The sequence below is a fragment of the Frankia sp. CcWB2 genome (assembly GCF_977927585.1).
Genome location: NZ_CDWRCM010000005.1, coordinates 1804 through 16981, shown reverse-complemented (window position 1 = coordinate 16981; position 15178 = coordinate 1804). Strand labels below are relative to the sequence as shown.

The 15178-nt window shown below is 69.6% G+C and carries 14 protein-coding genes and 1 pseudogene; 9 read left to right on the top strand and 6 right to left on the bottom strand.

The window, feature by feature from the left end:
* The first annotated feature begins 166 nt into the window (after nucleotides 1–166).
* Both ACY45C_RS01500 and ACY45C_RS01495 read left to right on the top strand, forming a co-directional pair.
* The gene (locus ACY45C_RS01500) at nucleotides 167–754 is read left to right on the top strand and encodes a hypothetical protein (protein ID WP_462185885.1); all 588 of its coding nucleotides are present in this window, start codon (nucleotides 167–169) and stop codon (nucleotides 752–754) included.
* A gap of 98 nt (nucleotides 755–852) precedes the next feature.
* Nucleotides 853–1560, top strand: coding sequence for a hypothetical protein (locus tag ACY45C_RS01495; protein WP_462185884.1), 708 nt, complete (start codon nucleotides 853–855; stop codon nucleotides 1558–1560).
* On the opposite strand, the gene ACY45C_RS01490 is transcribed toward ACY45C_RS01495, so the two are convergent.
* Entirely contained in the window at nucleotides 1452–2870 is a 1419-nt protein-coding gene (locus ACY45C_RS01490; protein WP_462185883.1) for a glycosyltransferase family 9 protein, read from the bottom strand. The genes ACY45C_RS01495 and ACY45C_RS01490 overlap by 109 nt on opposite strands.
* 247 nt (nucleotides 2871–3117) lie before the next feature.
* Here ACY45C_RS01490 and ACY45C_RS01485 point away from each other — a divergent pair, with 247 nt between their 5' ends.
* Complete coding sequence (locus ACY45C_RS01485) at nucleotides 3118–4095, top strand: alpha/beta fold hydrolase (protein WP_462185882.1); 978 nt, start codon at nucleotides 3118–3120, stop codon at nucleotides 4093–4095.
* A 196-nt stretch (nucleotides 4096–4291) separates the two neighbouring features.
* Here the strand turns inward: ACY45C_RS01485 and ACY45C_RS01480 are convergent, their stop codons facing one another.
* A complete protein-coding gene (locus ACY45C_RS01480) occupies nucleotides 4292–4690 on the bottom strand; it encodes a restriction endonuclease subunit S (RefSeq protein WP_462185902.1) in 399 nt (132 codons plus the stop codon).
* Nucleotides 4691–5112: 422 nt separating this feature from the next.
* On the opposite strand from ACY45C_RS01480, the gene ACY45C_RS01475 reads away from it, so the two are divergent.
* From ACY45C_RS01475 to ACY45C_RS01450, 6 genes and pseudogenes are all read left to right on the top strand, one after another.
* On the top strand, nucleotides 5113–5616 hold the full coding sequence (locus ACY45C_RS01475) for a hypothetical protein (protein WP_462185881.1): 504 nt from the start codon (nucleotides 5113–5115) through the stop codon (nucleotides 5614–5616).
* Between the two features lie 320 nt (nucleotides 5617–5936).
* Complete coding sequence (locus ACY45C_RS01470; RefSeq protein ID WP_462185880.1) at nucleotides 5937–6170, top strand: hypothetical protein; 234 nt, start codon at nucleotides 5937–5939, stop codon at nucleotides 6168–6170.
* Between the two features lie 66 nt (nucleotides 6171–6236).
* Nucleotides 6237–7283 carry an aldo/keto reductase gene (locus tag ACY45C_RS01465; RefSeq protein WP_462185879.1) on the top strand — a complete coding sequence of 349 codons (1047 nt, stop codon included), beginning with the start codon at nucleotides 6237–6239 and terminating at the stop codon, nucleotides 7281–7283.
* Between the two features lie 117 nt (nucleotides 7284–7400).
* Nucleotides 7401–8457 (top strand): annotated as a pseudogene (locus ACY45C_RS01460) (ATP-binding cassette domain-containing protein).
* A 15-nt stretch (nucleotides 8458–8472) separates the two neighbouring features.
* The gene (locus ACY45C_RS01455; protein WP_462185901.1) at nucleotides 8473–9318 is read left to right on the top strand and encodes an ABC transporter permease; all 846 of its coding nucleotides are present in this window, start codon (nucleotides 8473–8475) and stop codon (nucleotides 9316–9318) included.
* A gap of 109 nt (nucleotides 9319–9427) precedes the next feature.
* Nucleotides 9428–9733, top strand: coding sequence for a hypothetical protein (locus ACY45C_RS01450; protein WP_462185878.1), 306 nt, complete (start codon nucleotides 9428–9430; stop codon nucleotides 9731–9733).
* A gap of 149 nt (nucleotides 9734–9882) precedes the next feature.
* Here the strand turns inward: ACY45C_RS01450 and ACY45C_RS01445 are convergent, their stop codons facing one another.
* From ACY45C_RS01445 to ACY45C_RS01430, 4 genes are all read right to left on the bottom strand, one after another.
* On the bottom strand, nucleotides 9883–10320 hold the full coding sequence (locus tag ACY45C_RS01445) for an SsgA family sporulation/cell division regulator (protein ID WP_462185877.1): 438 nt from the start codon (nucleotides 10318–10320) through the stop codon (nucleotides 9883–9885).
* Between the two features lie 360 nt (nucleotides 10321–10680).
* Complete coding sequence (locus ACY45C_RS01440; RefSeq protein WP_462185876.1) at nucleotides 10681–11187, bottom strand: universal stress protein; 507 nt, start codon at nucleotides 11185–11187, stop codon at nucleotides 10681–10683.
* 224 nt (nucleotides 11188–11411) lie between these two features.
* A complete protein-coding gene (locus ACY45C_RS01435) occupies nucleotides 11412–14024 on the bottom strand; it encodes a protein kinase domain-containing protein (protein ID WP_462185875.1) in 2613 nt (870 codons plus the stop codon).
* Between the two features lie 255 nt (nucleotides 14025–14279).
* Nucleotides 14280–14954, bottom strand: coding sequence for a hypothetical protein (locus tag ACY45C_RS01430; protein WP_462185874.1), 675 nt, complete (start codon nucleotides 14952–14954; stop codon nucleotides 14280–14282).
* Between the last annotated feature and the right edge of the window lie 224 nt (nucleotides 14955–15178).

Sequence of the window (15178 nt, the reverse complement as noted above, 5' to 3'; positions counted from 1 at the left end):
CCCGCAAGATCGCGAAGGATCTGCAGTATGCCTGTCCGCGCGATATGACGGTATCGCTCGGCCTCGTCAGGTAAAGGACAGCCATAACCGACATCTATCGGTCTGGTCGTCATCGGCGGCTTCTGCGACGGTCGATGGCAACGGCCTACTACCTTCCGGAGGCACCGTGCCCGAGTTCAACTCCCGCCGCGCTCAGCGCCAGGTCCCGGCCAGGCGGAGCAAGCCACTGCAGAAACTTGCCCGTGACCGGGCCCGGCAGGCCCGCCGACGCACTCGGCGCGATCAGCCGCTGCCGGACTACCTCGCCCGCTACGCGTCCGGACCGGACGGACATCCCCGATCGGTATCGACTACGACGAGCAAGCCGCGACCGAGCGGGAATTCCCTCAAGCACCTGCGGCCGGTTCCGTGGACGTCGCTGGGGCCCGCGATGGTCCTCGATGCCCGCGTCGACTTCTCGGACTGTGCCGGCTACAAGCGGCGCCCGGTGGTCGCGGTGCGGGTGGAGAACGGCGTCATCCTGGCCTTCCCGATTACCACTCAGGTACGTCGGCTCAGCTGGGTTTGCGGACGCCTGCTCGCCTTCCCGCGGGAGGCCGGTCTGCGCGAAGCCCAATCCGCGATCCTGTGGCGCCCGGTGGCGATCGAACGCTCCGACGTGATCCGGGTTCTCGGTCGTCTCATCGGCTCCGACCTCGAAGAGTTTCAGATTCACGCGCGGGCGGTGCGCGGGGCCGACGGCAGCAACGCCTGACCCACACCGGTATCCGGGCACGGACGAGATCGCCGGGGAAGCGGCGACCGGAGGGGCCGAAACCACCCTGCGGAAAGGTACCGTTACACTCGCTCGCCATGCGGCTGCGGTTCCTCGTCGACGATCGGGTCGAATTCGACCAGCGGCTGCGCCGTTCCGACCAGCTGTGCGTCGGCGCCGCCCCGGACGACGTCTGTGACGAGGCCGCGTCGCACCGGCATCTGTCCGCCGGCCCGCCGGACCGGAAACTCTCCCGCCGGGCCGCCCGCGTGTCCGCCGCGCCGGGCGGCGGCTGGAATGTGGAAATCGCGAACCTGAACCAGGCCGATGTCCGGAACTGGGGGCAGCCGACGTATCCCGTCGAGCAGGGCGGGCTGGTGTCGGTGACCGACCGGCCGACCGCGATCTGGCTGCGCGGTACTCCGCAGCGCAGCTACCTGCTGTTATGCGAGCCGGAGCCGACCGGCGTCCGCCGGATCGCCCGCGATCGTCGAGTGACGGAGAGCAACGAGGTCGATCGCCTCTCCGAGAAGGAGACCGAGGCGATCCGCGTGGTCTTCGAGCAGCATCTACGGTGGCCGCCCCTGCGTAACCCGGATCCACGTCCCAAGAAATCCGCCGCCGACCGGCTGGGGATCAAGCAGACCTCGCTCAACGACCGGTTGGCGGGCGCGCTGGAGAAGGCGAGGCGGGTCGGCTACCAGCCACCGGGCGGACAGGTCGCCCCGACCCGCGACGCCGACTGGGTGTACTGGCTCGTCGGCATCGGTGCGCTGGACTTCGAGATGCACGCGGGAATCGGCTGACCGTCCCGATCATCGAACGGCGGCTGGCCGATCGAGCGGAGCCGAGTCAGACGGACCCGGGGGGTACCTTCCAGTCCCGGGCGAGCAGGTTCCGGGCTTCGACGAGGACCTCGTCCACGGATACATCCGCGACGAACGACGGGTTGTGGGGGCATCGCCCGTGCGCCTGGCTCGCCCCACATTCCGGGCAGGTCGTCTGACAAAGACGTGGCGATGCGGTGGCGGGCCCGTTCCAGCGGCCCAGCATTGATCACATTGCCGCACCAGAAGACGCCGACGGTCGGAATACCGAGTGCACCGGCGAGGTGCCGCGGCCCCGAGTCGTTACCGATCATCAGGTCGGCGGTGGCGAGAATCCCCACCAGGCCGGGCAGGCAGAGGCGGCCGGCCAGGTTCACCACGGGCCCCGACACGCCCGCCGCGAGCCGTTCAGCGAGGGCTCGCTCGGCCGCTACACCGACGATCATGATGCGAGCGCCGTCCGCCGCGAGCGCGTTCGCGACTCCGGCGAACCGGTCGACGGGCCAGCGCCGACGCGGATCGCTCGCGCCGGGATGCAGAACGACCAGCGGGGCGGCCCCGGCCGTGACCTCGGCGCCGGCCATGGCCTCGGCGGCCGCCCGGCGATCGTCGGCCGTCACGGTCAATCCGGGGTTCAGGGTGACGGGGGAAGCCCCGACGAGTCCCACGATCTCCAGGTTGCGCAACGTCTCGTGTTGCAGATGCCGGAACGGAACGGACCGGTGCAGCGGCGGCGCTCCCACGTCCCGGCCACCGGCGGTGAACCGCGCGCCCAAGGCGTGCACCAGCGGGGTGGAATGGGCGCCCCCACCGTGCAGCTGCAGCGCCAGGTCGTAGCGGGCCACCCGGTGGCGCCGGACGAACGCGCGCACGGCGCCGTCGCGCACCTCGCCGTCGCGCACCCCGCCGTCGCGCACGCGATCCGTTCGCACCTCGTCGTCGGCTCGAGTGCCATCCGTCCGTAGGTCGTCGGTGGTGGCGGAGGTCGGGGCCGTACCGGTCGGCGAGGGTCCTTGCGTGCTGGTGGACACGCCGGGCCAGGGCGGGATGGCCGCCACCTCGTCCCAGGGTCCCGGGCGGCCCGCCAACAGCTCGACGTGCCAGGGCAGACCGAGGTACACCAGATGCGCGTCCGGATAGGCCGCCCGCAGCGCCTCCAACGCCGGCAGCGCCAACACGAAGTCGCCGAGCCCGCTGGCCCGCAGCACCGCGATCCGGCGCACGCCCTCCAGCGGCTCCCGGACGAACGGCCCGAACCCGGCCCGTTGGCACCCGTCCTTCTCGGCCATGTCGTTCCCCCTCGCCCGTGTCCTACTCTCTACCCCTGCGCCCCTACGCCGGCGCCCCTACGCCGGCGTTCTTCCCGTCCGCGCTTTCTCCCGATCCGGATATTCCTCGTCGGACGCTTCGACCCCGCCCGGCGCTGTCGAGATTCTCCGGATGCGTCGCATGAGCCGAAGATTCGCCTGCCGCTCGGCGAGCCCCCGATCACCCGATCGGGGGCTGTCCGGCCCCGCGAGACGCGACCATGGAGATGTGGTGATCTCGGTGGAGCGGCGGGTAGCGGTGGCGACGGGTCCGGACTATCTGGAACTGCACGTCGAAGAGCTACGGCCGGAGGGTTTCCCACCCGACGATCCCCCGCCGGAGCTTCCCCGGCCACCGGTTCCCCCGCCCCCGGACCACCTCCGGGCGGACGACCGTCCCCCGAACGAGGCACGGGCCCAGGATGAGACGCGGACCACGACGTCCGACGGCAGCCCGGGGACGGTCCGCGGCGGGCGTGACGATATCCTGGTCCTGCTGCTCCACGGGATCGCCGGCACCACGGCGGGCTGGGCCGCGGTGGCTCCGGAGCTCGCCGCGTCCCGCCGTGTGATCACCTACGACCAGCGAGGGCATGGCGCGAGTGGCTGGGCCACGACGGGCCGGGCGGGTTACAGCTTTGATCAGCTGGTGGCGGACCTCGCGACGGTGGTCGACGTGCTCGGGCTGCCCGCCGTCCACCTGATCGGCCACTCGATGGGCGGGGTGGTGGCGCTGCGCTACACGCTCGACCATCCGGGACGGGTGCGGTCCCTGGTTCTCGCTGACACCGCCGCCGCTCCCGCCACGGGCACGGGCGGGATCACGAAGCGGGTGGTGTCCGTCCTGCTGGCGGGGGCGGCGGCGATCGCAACGGCCGTCCACGCCGGCCGGCACCGCGCGGTGGCGGGGCTCGGCCGGATGGATCCGAACGCGATCGTCGCGCTCTGGCGGGACCTGAGCAGCTATCCGTCCCTCACGGAACGGTTGGGCGAGATCGGCGCCCCGACCACCGTCATCGTTGGTGAACGGGACTTCAGTCTTCGTGACGCCGCCGAGACGCTCGCCCGATCCGTGCCGGACGCCCATCTCGCGGTGATCGCCGGCGCCGACCACAATCCACACGCAAGCCGCCCGATCGCCTGGCTGACCGCCGTGGAGGATCATCTCACCCGCGCCGACCAGATATCCACCGATCTCATTCGCTGATGTCACCCAGCGTCCTATCCCCGAGGAGGCTGTCACCACCCCGTCCGGCCCAAACCTGCTGTACACCGCCCAGCACACCGTGATGAACCACCGCATCCTGGTCAATGCGGAGATCGGCCCGCATCACCGCGCGGGCGACAGCGCGGACCACCTCGGTCGGCGGCTCACCCCGATTGATGCCGACCCGGTCATAACATCACTTGATGCACCACGTGCCCGCTCGCTGTCGCCGCTCTCCAGATGACGGCGGCCCATCCCGCAGGATCGCATCACTCACGAGCAGGGCAAGAAGAGAATCACGCACACCCGCACCGGCCCGACTGATGCGATCATGAACCGCGGACTGGCCATCCCAAACACTGAGAATTCCTGCGATTCTCTCCTGTATCGACCGTGGTGGTAGGAGGAGCGGCATCGCTCGCATGATCCCGGCGGTCAGCGTGGGTACCGCCGACCCGCTGGCGTTACGGAGGGTCCAACCACGAACCGCGGGATGCCCGAGGTAATAGAGGAGATACCGGGATTCGATCGCCTGGTACGGGCGGAGGCGAAGACATGCCGTCCCGAATAGCCAGCCGCGATGATCATCGGTGATCAGCGCCTAGCATCCGAAAAGATCATGTCATGAAAAATCAACCGCGTCACCAGGATTATCACCGCCCGACGACGACCGGGGCGGTGGGTACCACGTGGTGAACCGGGCTGGGCTGGGCCGGGCCGGCGCCGCGGACGTCGGCCCGGCCACCGGCCGCGCCGGCATGGGATGATCTCGCCGTCCACCCGGCTGGAAACGGTGAGGGGAGCAGGTTGACGGCGGTATTCCTGAATATCGCGATCGGGCTCGCGACCAGCGTCCTCAGCGGTGGATCGGTCTGGCTCTGGCAGCGGGCGAAGAACATTCGTGCCCTGCGTCGCGAGGCGGAGTTCTTCGGTCTGGAGGCCGGCGGCACATGCCTCGTTATCATGAACAACACGTGGGACGCACCCGGAAGTGTCAGCCGTCACGACGTCCATGCGATGATCGAGGTCGCCACGCTCGCCGGCGAGCTCGGCTGCCCGATCTCCGTGCACTCATGCGACGAGTTCTACGACATCAACGGCGACCGCACGGAGTTCTGCCTCGGCGGCCCCGAGTCGAACCCTCGCACCGGCGGCCACCTGGCCACGCACCTGCCGGGCGTCGCCGTCCGTCCCATCGCACCGGGCCAACCCGATTCCGGGGCCTTCGTTGTCGGCGAGCGGAGGTTCCTTCTGGAGAAAGGCCGCCGAGAATACGCGCTCGTCGCCAGGTTCACGCCTCCCGGTTCAACCAGGCCGGTCATCCTCATCTGCGGCCAGACCGCGGTCACCAACCGGGCTGCGGTATACGGGCTCAAGCAGAAATACCGTGACCTGGCGAGAACCATCGCCTCCGTCGATCGATTCTGCATCATTTTCAAAATAGAATTGAGCAGTACCTACGGCTATCAGGCGGTGAGGCTGGATAGCGACGTGACCGTTGCCGCATTCACCGATCGCTGATGCGATCAAGGCCGTCGCGGTCGCGCGGGTGCCGGCGAGACAGATGCCGGAAAGATCGGGGGACGTAGTCACGCTCCGCGGGTCGAAAAGCGTGCCAACGTCCCCCGAAGTCCAGGCGAGTATCATGGCCGGCTTGTCGAGGAACTGCTCGGCGAAAGCACCTGGCTACCTGCGCTCCTGATCGCGGCGGCGACGGTCCGCCCGCGGACTCGGTCGGGCCATGCCGGCCGACCGGTTGACTTCGAGTGCGCTCCCACCGCTATGGAGTCGAAATGAAATAACTTGCGCGTTTCGAACCCTCCACAGGCCTGTGACCTGCGATGATGATCTCGATCGCGTATTTGTTACTTCATTACGTCCCCTATGGTCGGCGTGGGGCTGGCTTCCTCCCTCGTCCGCAGGTGGGGGATTCCCGGACCTCGCGGGCCGGGTTCCTGCTTCTTTTCCCGACGGGAGGTTCCGACGGATGCGTCACCGACTACCGTCGGTTCGGCCTCCCTCCGTCTCCACAGAATCTCCACAGGCGAGCACGGCTCGTCTTCTATCCGGTCTGATGCGAAAGGGGGTGAGCGGCGTTTCCTCCTCCGCGTGAACGTGGAGGTCTCCACGCCGCACATACCATGAAGTACCGCAAACTCGCCCGGACCGGCGTCGAGGTCAGCACCCAGTGTCTCGGCGCCATGATGTTCGGCGCGTTCGGCAACACCGACCACGACGAATGCGAACGCATCATCCATCGGGCCCTCGACGCCGGCATCAACTTCATCGACACCGCCGACATTTACTCTCAGGGTGAGAGCGAGGAGATCGTCGGCCGGGCCATCAAGACCCGCCGCGACGACATCGTCCTTGCCATGAAGTGCTTCAGCCCCATGGGCGACGAGCGCAACTCCCGCGGCGGCTCGCGGCGCTGGATCATCCGCGCCGTTGAGGATAGCCTGCGCCGCCTCGGCACCGACTACATCGACCTCTACCAGGTCCACCGCCACGACTGGGACACCGACCTCGAGGACACCCTCGGCGCCCTGTCCGACCTCGTCCACGCCGGCAAGGTCCGCTACCTCGGCTCCTCCTCCTTCCCCGCCGACTGGATCGTCGAGGCCCAGTGGGCCGCCCGGCGCCGTAACAGCGAACGGTTCGTCTGCGAACAGCCCCAGTACTCCATCTTCGCCCGCTCCATCGAAGAAGCCGTCCTGCCCGCCGCCCAACGCCACACCATCGGCATCATCCCCTGGAGCCCGCTGGCCGGCGGCTGGCTCACCGGCAAGTACCGGCGCGGCGAGCAGGCTCCGGCCGGATCGCGCTACTCGCCCCAGGGCTTGCTCAGCCGCCGCCAGAGTCAGGCACTCTCCGAGGACCCGAACGCGCCTGCCCGCTTCACCGCGCTGGAGGAGCTGACCACCGTCGCCGAGCAGACCGGCGTGTCCCTCACTCACCTCGCGCTGGCCTTCGTCGACAGCCACCCCGCCGTCACCTCGGCCATCATCGGGCCCAAGACGCTCGCTCAGCTCGACGACGTCCTCCCGGCGGCCGAGATCACCCTCGACCAGGCGACGCTCGACGCGATCGACGAGATCGTCACCCCCGGCACCGACATCGCCGGTACCAGCCACTACAGCGGTAACCCGGCACTGCAGCCGGCATCCCGCCGCCGGACGGACCACTGACGGACGGACCCACCGGCGTCAGCGTTCCGTCAGTGGGCCGTCGCCACGACGCCTAGGCGGTCACCGCCATCCCTCCAGGGTGGCCAAAGTGTCAGTGGTAGCCGGCATGCTGATCCCATGACGGACAACGCTGATCCCATGACGGACAGACGAGAACCTCCCACCCCCGCGATCGTCTCCGACGGGCTCGTCAAGCGATACGGCGAGACGACGGCGCTGGCGGGCGTCGACCTGACGGTGCCGGCCGGCACCGTCTTCGGTCTGCTGGGCCCGAACGGCGCGGGCAAGACCACGATCGTGCGGATCCTCGCGACCCTGGTGCGCCCGGATGCCGGCACCGCCCTCGTCGGCGGCTACGACGTGCTGCACGACAGTCACCGTGTGCGCCAGCTCATTGGGCTGACCGGCCAGTACGCCTCCGTCGACGAGATGCTCACCGGCACCGAGAACCTCGTGATGATCGGCCGGCTGCTCGGCCTGCCGCGGTCCGCAGCCAAGGCGCGGGCCCGGGAGCTGCTCGCTGACTTCCGTCTGGACGACGCGGCGAACCGCTCTGCGAAGACCTACTCCGGTGGCATGCGCCGGCGACTCGACCTGGCCGCGAGCCTGGTGGGGCGCCCGCGCCTGCTGTTCCTCGACGAGCCGACGACCGGCTTGGATCCGCGCACGCAACGAGATGTGGGACATCGTCCGCGACCTCGTGGGCGGCCAGGGCGTCACAGTGCTGCTCACCACCCAGTATCTGGAGGAGGCCGACCAGCTCGCGGACGAGATCGCGGTCGTCGACCACGGCCGGGTCATCGCGCAGGGCACGCCGGACCAGCTGAAGAACCGGGCGGGCGGCCAGGCCCTCGAGGTCCGCCCGCTCGACGCCGCAGACGTGGCGCTGGTGGCAACCACCGTCGCGGAGGTGGTCGGCGCGGCCCCGGCGGTGGCGGGCAGGCTCGTCAGTGTCCGAGTCACCGACCCCGCCGTGCTGCCCGCGGTCGTCCGTCGGCTCGACGACGCCGGGGTGAGGGTGGGCGAGCTGGCCATGCGCGGCTCCAGCCTCGACGAGGTCTTCCTGTCCCTGACCGGCCACCCGGCCACCGCCTCCGGCCAGGCCGCCACCACAACCGACACGGCCACCACAACCGACACGGCCGCGAAGATCCCCGCGGCGACGAGGAGCTGAGCTGCCGTGACGACCCTGACCAGCCCGACCACGCCCACCCCCGACCAGCCACGCTTCTCGACGCACGGCACCGCCGAGCCGGTCGGCGCCGCGCGGGTCACCCCGCTCGACGCGCTTCGCCACACCGCGACCCTGGCCTGGCGCACGCTCGTCCAGGTCAAGCACAACCCGATGGAACTGCTCGACTTCAGCGTGCAGCCGCTGATGTTCCTCCTGCTGTTCACCTATGTGTTCGGCGGGGCGATCTCCGGCTCGACCTCCGACTATCTGACGTTCGCGCTGCCCGGCATCATCGTGCAGAACACCCTGTTCACGACCCTGAACACCGGCATGGGGCTCAACGCCGACCTCACCAAGGGCGTGTTCGACCGGTTGCGCTCCCTGCCGATCGCCCGGTCCGCGCCGTTGGCCGGGCGCATCGTCGCCGATCTCGTCAAGCAGATCTGGGCCATCGCCATGCTGCTCGGCCTCGGATACGTGCTGGGTTTCCGCATCGAGACCGGCCCGCTGCAGGCACTGGCCGCCTGCGGCCTCGTGGTCCTGTTCGCGCTGGCGATCTCATGGATCTCCGTGCTGGTCGGGATGCTCGTCTCGGAGCCGGAGAAGGTGATGGCCTTCGGGTTCACCCTCATCTTCCCGTTGACCTTCATCAGCAACGTGTTCGTCGAGACGTCGTCGATGCCGGGCTGGTTGCAGGCGTTCGTCAAGGTGAACCCGGTGACGGCCCTGGCCGACGCGACCCGAGGCCTGCTGGTCTCGGGCCCGGTGGCCACGCCGACCTGGCACGCGCTGGTCTGGGCGGCGGGGCTGGCCGCGGTCTTCGCGCCGCTCGCCCTCACCGCGTTCAAGCGCCGGGTCTGACCGGTGCCGGGGCGACGCCGCAGCATCCCCGGAGGCAGACAAGCCGTCTTCCGGGTCCTGAGACGATGCGCTATAGTTACCCGGGCCAGGCAACATAATGGGGGTTCAAATGAGTGTCATCGTCGCCATGACTCTGAAAGTCGATCCAGCGGCTCTTCAGCAGCTGTTCGCATCGAAGGCGGATATCTTCACATCCGTCGCCGAGCAGGCAAAAAAGGTGGGAGCCTTGCACCATCGTTTCCTTGCCGGCGACGGGCAGGTCATCATCCTCGATGAATGGGATTCCGCGGAGGCGTTCCAGGAGTTCTTCACCAATCAGCCCGAGATAGCCGCCCTCATGCGGGACGCCGGCGTCGAGGGACCCCCGGAGATTCAGGTCTGGCAGCCGATCGAAGGCGCGCCCGACACCTTCTGAGCGGGCGCGCGGGACACGGGCGGGGGACGGCTACGGTTCCCCGTATCCGCGCCGCGGACCGGACCGGCACCGCGGACCGGACTGGCGCCCCCGCCCGGAATCGTCATTACCAGAGTTGATGATGAGATCTTTGAAAACACCCGAAGCGGTCAGGTGTTCCGGGTGTGCAGCAGCATGTGAAGCTCGTTGTCCCAGTCGATGCCGTTACTCTCCCGCCCCACTGGAACCTGCCCGTGGCAGTCGGCGAGAAAGGCGATGACCTTCGACTTCGCCAGCTCAAGATCGGCATGCCCCGACGGACTGGACAGGGACACCGTGATCACCGACCGCCCCTTGGACGCCGTCGGCCGGATGCGCACGTCGCCGGTCCCGGCGGGAACCTCGATCCCTTCGGCTAGCAGCGCGCGAGCGAAGATCCAGGTGATGGCCTCTTCACCGGAACGTAGGATCAACTCGACAGCGAAGGGATCAGCCGGGTCGTAACGGAGTGTGCCGGGAATCGCTTCTCGCTCCCCCTCCTCCATGACGTAGTCAACGGATAGATCGCGCGCCACGATATGCGCGGGCGTCGAGCTGTGACGGAGCATCGCTGCCTCCCAACAGGTCGGATTCGACACTGTTCAGCATCGCGCCCGGCGACGCCCGGTTTGGCCGCCCGACGGGTCTCTCTGGACGGGCGGATCAACCCGGCACGGCCGGGCCGGTCGGCATAGCCGGCGAGTGAACGCAACGTCACGATCCCATCGCTATTTTGTCACGGTTTCGGCATGGTTTCGGCGACCCCACGTCGAGAGATGCCGGCCGAGTCCGCCGACGGGTGCGGCGATGACCTCGTTACTGGCCCGACGGGTGCCGACGCTGGCCGTCGTACCGGTGGGAGGGAGCCGGCCCCGGCCGTCAGGACCATCCGCCCCCACCGGACGGCCCGGACGGGAACCATCCGGGCCCTACGGCACGACGGTGACCGGCCAGCGACCGCCGCGGACCATCCGGCTCGCCAGGGAACCGACCAGGCGGTGCCCGGCGCTCTCGGACGCCCCGATGACGACCATGTCCGCCTGTTCCTCCGTCGCGCTCCGCTTGAGCGCCTCGAACGGATCGCCGGCCCGCACGACGAACCGGATGGGGACGCCCAGCTCCTCGGACCGCTCCAGGATCGCCTCGCGCACCTCACCGATGACCGAGTTAATCACTTGCTGCATCGCCTCCCCGGCCGGCGCCGGGGACATCGCCGCCCACACCGAGGGGGCCGCGACATAGACCACCACCAGTCGGGACGACTGGCGGCGGGCCAGCCCGGCCGCGTAGGCTGCCGCGCGCATCGACGTCCGCGACCCGTCGACCCCGGTCATGATCACCTGTGGGCCGTCCGTGCCCAACTCGAAGGGCCCCCGCTTCCAGGAGGGCCCGAAGTCCTCGACCGACAGCACCGCCCGGCCTTCTGCAGCATTCACACCAACCAGTCTTCCCCGTCGACCGGTGCGTCGGTGGGCGCGGGTCGACGTCCTCCTCCGGCGGATCTCAACCCGTGAGGACGTAACCCAGCACGCCCTCGACGGTGAAGCCCTCGCCTGCGGTCGAAAAGCCGGACGGTTCACCTGGCAGGCCGCTCCAGTGGGCCTGACGAGCAATCCGGCGGCCGGCCCGTCGTCAACTCAACCGCAGGGAGCCCGGTAACTCATCTCCCTGAAGGCGGTGCTCCATTCACCGGCGGTGATCCGGTTCGCCGGTTCGCCGGATCGGCGCACGCGGTGTCCGCGAGCCGGCCGGGCTCAGCGTCCCACAGCCGCAATGTCCCGTCGTGACCAGCCGAGACGACGACGCCCGTGCCGGAGACGAAGGCGATCGCGCTGATCGGCTGGGTGTGCCCGTGCCACTGGGTCAGCAGGATCGGCCTGTCCAGACGGGAGATGTCGGTCAGCCGGACCGTCTCGTCATCACCGGCGGATGCGACGACGTCGGCACCCGTCTCGAAGGCCACGCTCTGGACCCCGCCCAAAGAGCCGGTGGCGACGCCACGGGCGGGATTATCCGGATACCGCACCTCCCACAGGCGCACCGTGGCGTCGACGCCGCCGGAGACCAGAACGCCTCCGTCGCCGGTGAAGACCACGGACCGCACCCCACGGCTGTGCCCGCGCAGGATTCCACCCGCGGTCGGCCGCGCCGCGTCCCGGATGTGCCACAGATGGACGGTGCCGTCGTCACCAGCGAACGCGAGCAGGGTGCCGTTCGGCGCGAAGGCCACCGAGCGCGCTCCCCCGGTCTGACCGTCCGCCCGGACGCGCTGCTTCGGATGCGCCGGGTCCGTGACATCCCACAGCGCGACGATGCCGTCCGCACTGGCGGACCCGAGAGTGTTGCTGTCCGGGCTGAAGGCCACCGACTGCACCGCGCCGGCGTGGGCCTGGATGGTCGACCATCGGACCATCTGGTCGGGGTCGTGCAGGTTCCACAGCCGGATCGTGCCGTCGGAGTGGCCCGCGGCGAGCAGGCCACTGTCCCGGTTGAACGCCAGCGACTCGACCCAGCTGCGGCTCGACACCGAGACGGAGGTGCGCCGGACCAGCTCGGTCCGACCGACGACTTCCCATACCGTGACGGTTCCGTTGTCGCTCCCCGCCGCGGTCCAATGCCCGTCCGGGCTCACCGCGAGCGCCAGCAGGGCACCGGTCCCGACGGGGATGGTGGTCGGGGTGATCCCGGCACCGAACAGCGCGATCATCGCGCTCCGGGTCCTGGCCGAGCGCGGCTCGGCGCGGTAGGCCGCGAGCGCGAGCCGGCGAGCGAGTCCCGTGTTGCCATCCTGGAGGAGCAGCGCCCGCTCGGCGACCGCCTCGGGCACGCTCGTCTCGGTCCGCGAGGCCCCGCCCCTGGTGGACACGATGGCGACCGTCGTCACGAGCACGGTGACGGCAGCCACCAGGGCAACGATGATCAGCGGACGTCGGTTGCGGGCCCGGCCGCCCGGTGGCGCGGTGGACGAGGACCTCTGCGACGACGAGGACGACCGCTGAGACGAGGACGACCGGGACGCTCCTCGCCCGGTGTCCTGGCTGTGTTCGTCATCGGTCCAGACCGTCACCAGAGCATCGGCGAAGTCCCGGGAGCGGGACGACGAGCCGGCGCCCGGCCGCCAGCGGGCATCCGGCCCGGACGGTGACGCCTCGCTCCCCGACGAGGACGACCCTAGCCCGGGAGAAGACGTCGGGCCCGGAACCGACGAGGGCTCCGGAACCGACGAGGGCTCCGGAACCGACGAGGGCTCCGGCGGAGACGGCGGGCCGGGAACCGACGATGCCACCGGCGGGGACGACACACCCGGAACCGACGACGGGCCGGACCGGGATGGTGCCCCGGGAATGCCCGGCCCCGGGAACGAGATCAGGTTCGCGGGCGGCGGGGGTCCGATCGGCTGATGGCCGGTGACGGGCGTGATCGGACCCGCGAGGTCGGCGTCGCTCGCCGGCGTCCCGGAGGCGCCGCCGGGAGGCGTGTTCAGCGGCCGGATCAGCGCGGTCACCTCGGACAGGGACAGCCCCTTGGCCACCATCGGGGCTTCGGCACGTAGGTCCAGAAGACGCGCGTAGAGCTTCTCGGCGGTGGGTCGCTCCGCCGCTGCCTTGCGCATCGCATCGGAGACCAGGGGCCGCAGGCTGTCCTCGAAGCCGTCAAGCATCGGAGGATCGTTGACCGTCCGGTACAGCACGCTGGGAGCAGGGCCGTTACCGAACGGGTAACGGCCGGTCCCGGCGAAGATAAGGACACCGCCCCAGGCGAACACGTCCGCCGCCGAGGTGACCTGCTCACCTAAGGCCCGTTCCGGCGCCATGAACGCCGGCGTCCCGAGCTGGCGATCCCCGCTGAGTACCGTCGCAGAGTCCAGGGCGCGCGCGATACCGAAATCGATCACCTTCGGTCCGAGCCGGGACAGCAGGATGTTGGACGGCTTCAGATCCCGGTGCACGAGTCCGGCCTGGTGGATCGCCATCAGCGCGGTGGTCATGCTCACCGCCAGCTGATGAAGCTCCGCCGGGGTTAACGGGCCGCGCGTGCCGACCGCCTCGGACAGCGTCGGCCCGTCGACGTACTCGGTCACCAGATAAGGCGGATCGGCGGTGATGTCGACGTCGAGGACCGCCGCCGTGCAGAAACGAGCGACCCGCCGGGCGTTGTCGGCCTCCTGCTTGAGCCGGCTGCGGAACTCGGCCAACCGGGCGAGATCCGCCCGGATCAGTTTGACCGCGACCAGACCACCGGCGGTGTTCTCCCCCAGGTAGACGGTCCCCATCCCACCCGCGCCGAGACGCCGCACCAGCCGATAGGGACCGACCTCGGTCGGTTCGGAGGCAGCATGATCCGCGGGTCGGTCCGCGGGTCCACTCCGGCCGGGTGGGTGGGACATTAGATGATCACTCCCGCCCGAGGTTGTCGAGGATCCCGAGGTTCTCAAGGGTGTCGGTCAGCAGTCCACCCGCACCGGTAACACCCGGCAACGCCCGGCAACAGCCGGCAACACCCGGTAATGTCTGGCGGCGCATGGCACCTAACGGCGCTGCGACCTGGCGCGCCGACGTCCACGGGCCGCTATCTGGTAGTGCACGGCCAGGAACGACAGCGCCAAGAAGAGCGGAAGCAGCACCGATGGAGGCGAAGCGCTGGTGTCCGCGGAGACCAGCACCATGTCTATACCGGCGGTGAGGTTAGCTCCGCAGGCGGCGGTGACCGGACGGTAACCCGGCTGGAAGCTGGCGAACTGGACCACGGTCTCGAACGTGCCGTCCTGGTCGGCAACGGTCCGTCCGACCAGCTCGCCGCCCGCGGTGAGCATGGCCTGCGACCCGGGTCTGCAGCCGGCACCCCGGGCGAACAGCGTATCTCCAGCCGTCACGGCGCTCCGGTCGAACAACAGCTCACCGGGACGTGCCTCGCGTGCCACCGGCTCCCCCACATCCGGCTCTGACACGCCGGGCTCGGACCCGCCGGGCTCGGACACGGGTGTGCACACGCCCAGCACGCGCACCGTCCCCTTCGGGCAGCGAGACGGGGTGGGTGCCGCGCACTGCTCGTCGAGCGGAACCGCGAGGCCGCCGGGGCAGAGCCGGCGCCCGGCGGGGCAGTCGAGCGTCGCCGCGCGCACGGAACCGTCCCAGCAGACGACCGGGACCGGCGGGGATGGCCGCGGCGGCGGGCAGGCTTCGCCCACGGCGACGCCGACCACCAGGCCTTCTGCGGCAAGGGGCACTGGTCGGCCGATCGGCGCACGGACCCGTCCGGACAGGTAACCGAGGTCTCCTTCTCCCCATTGGAGCCCGGCTTGGTGGAGTCGGTGACCGGGGACGAGGTGATGGGAGGTGACGTGGTCTCCGTGTCCTCCGTGGGAGTGGGGCAGGGCATCGCGTCGACCAGGCCGAGCGGCAACGCGGGGGCGGGCGTCGTGCATTG

What these genes read in the sequence shown, in the direction of transcription:
- ACY45C_RS01495 (WP_462185884.1), top strand. Translation starts at nt 853, where the DNA reads ATGCGGCTGCGGTTCCTCGTCGACGATCGGGTCGAATTCGACCAGCGG.
- ACY45C_RS01490 (WP_462185883.1), bottom strand. Translation starts at nt 2,870, where the DNA reads ATGGCCGAGAAGGACGGGTGCCAACGGGCCGGGTTCGGGCCGTTCGTC.
- ACY45C_RS01475 (WP_462185881.1), top strand. Translation starts at nt 5,113, where the DNA reads ATGATCGAGGTCGCCACGCTCGCCGGCGAGCTCGGCTGCCCGATCTCC.
- ACY45C_RS01470 (WP_462185880.1), top strand. Translation starts at nt 5,937, where the DNA reads ATGATGATCTCGATCGCGTATTTGTTACTTCATTACGTCCCCTATGGT.
- ACY45C_RS01465 (WP_462185879.1), top strand. Translation starts at nt 6,237, where the DNA reads ATGAAGTACCGCAAACTCGCCCGGACCGGCGTCGAGGTCAGCACCCAG.
- ACY45C_RS01450 (WP_462185878.1), top strand. Translation starts at nt 9,428, where the DNA reads ATGAGTGTCATCGTCGCCATGACTCTGAAAGTCGATCCAGCGGCTCTT.
- ACY45C_RS01445 (WP_462185877.1), bottom strand. Translation starts at nt 10,320, where the DNA reads ATGCTCCGTCACAGCTCGACGCCCGCGCATATCGTGGCGCGCGATCTA.
- ACY45C_RS01435 (WP_462185875.1), bottom strand. Translation starts at nt 14,024, where the DNA reads ATGGGGACCGTCTACCTGGGGGAGAACACCGCCGGTGGTCTGGTCGCG.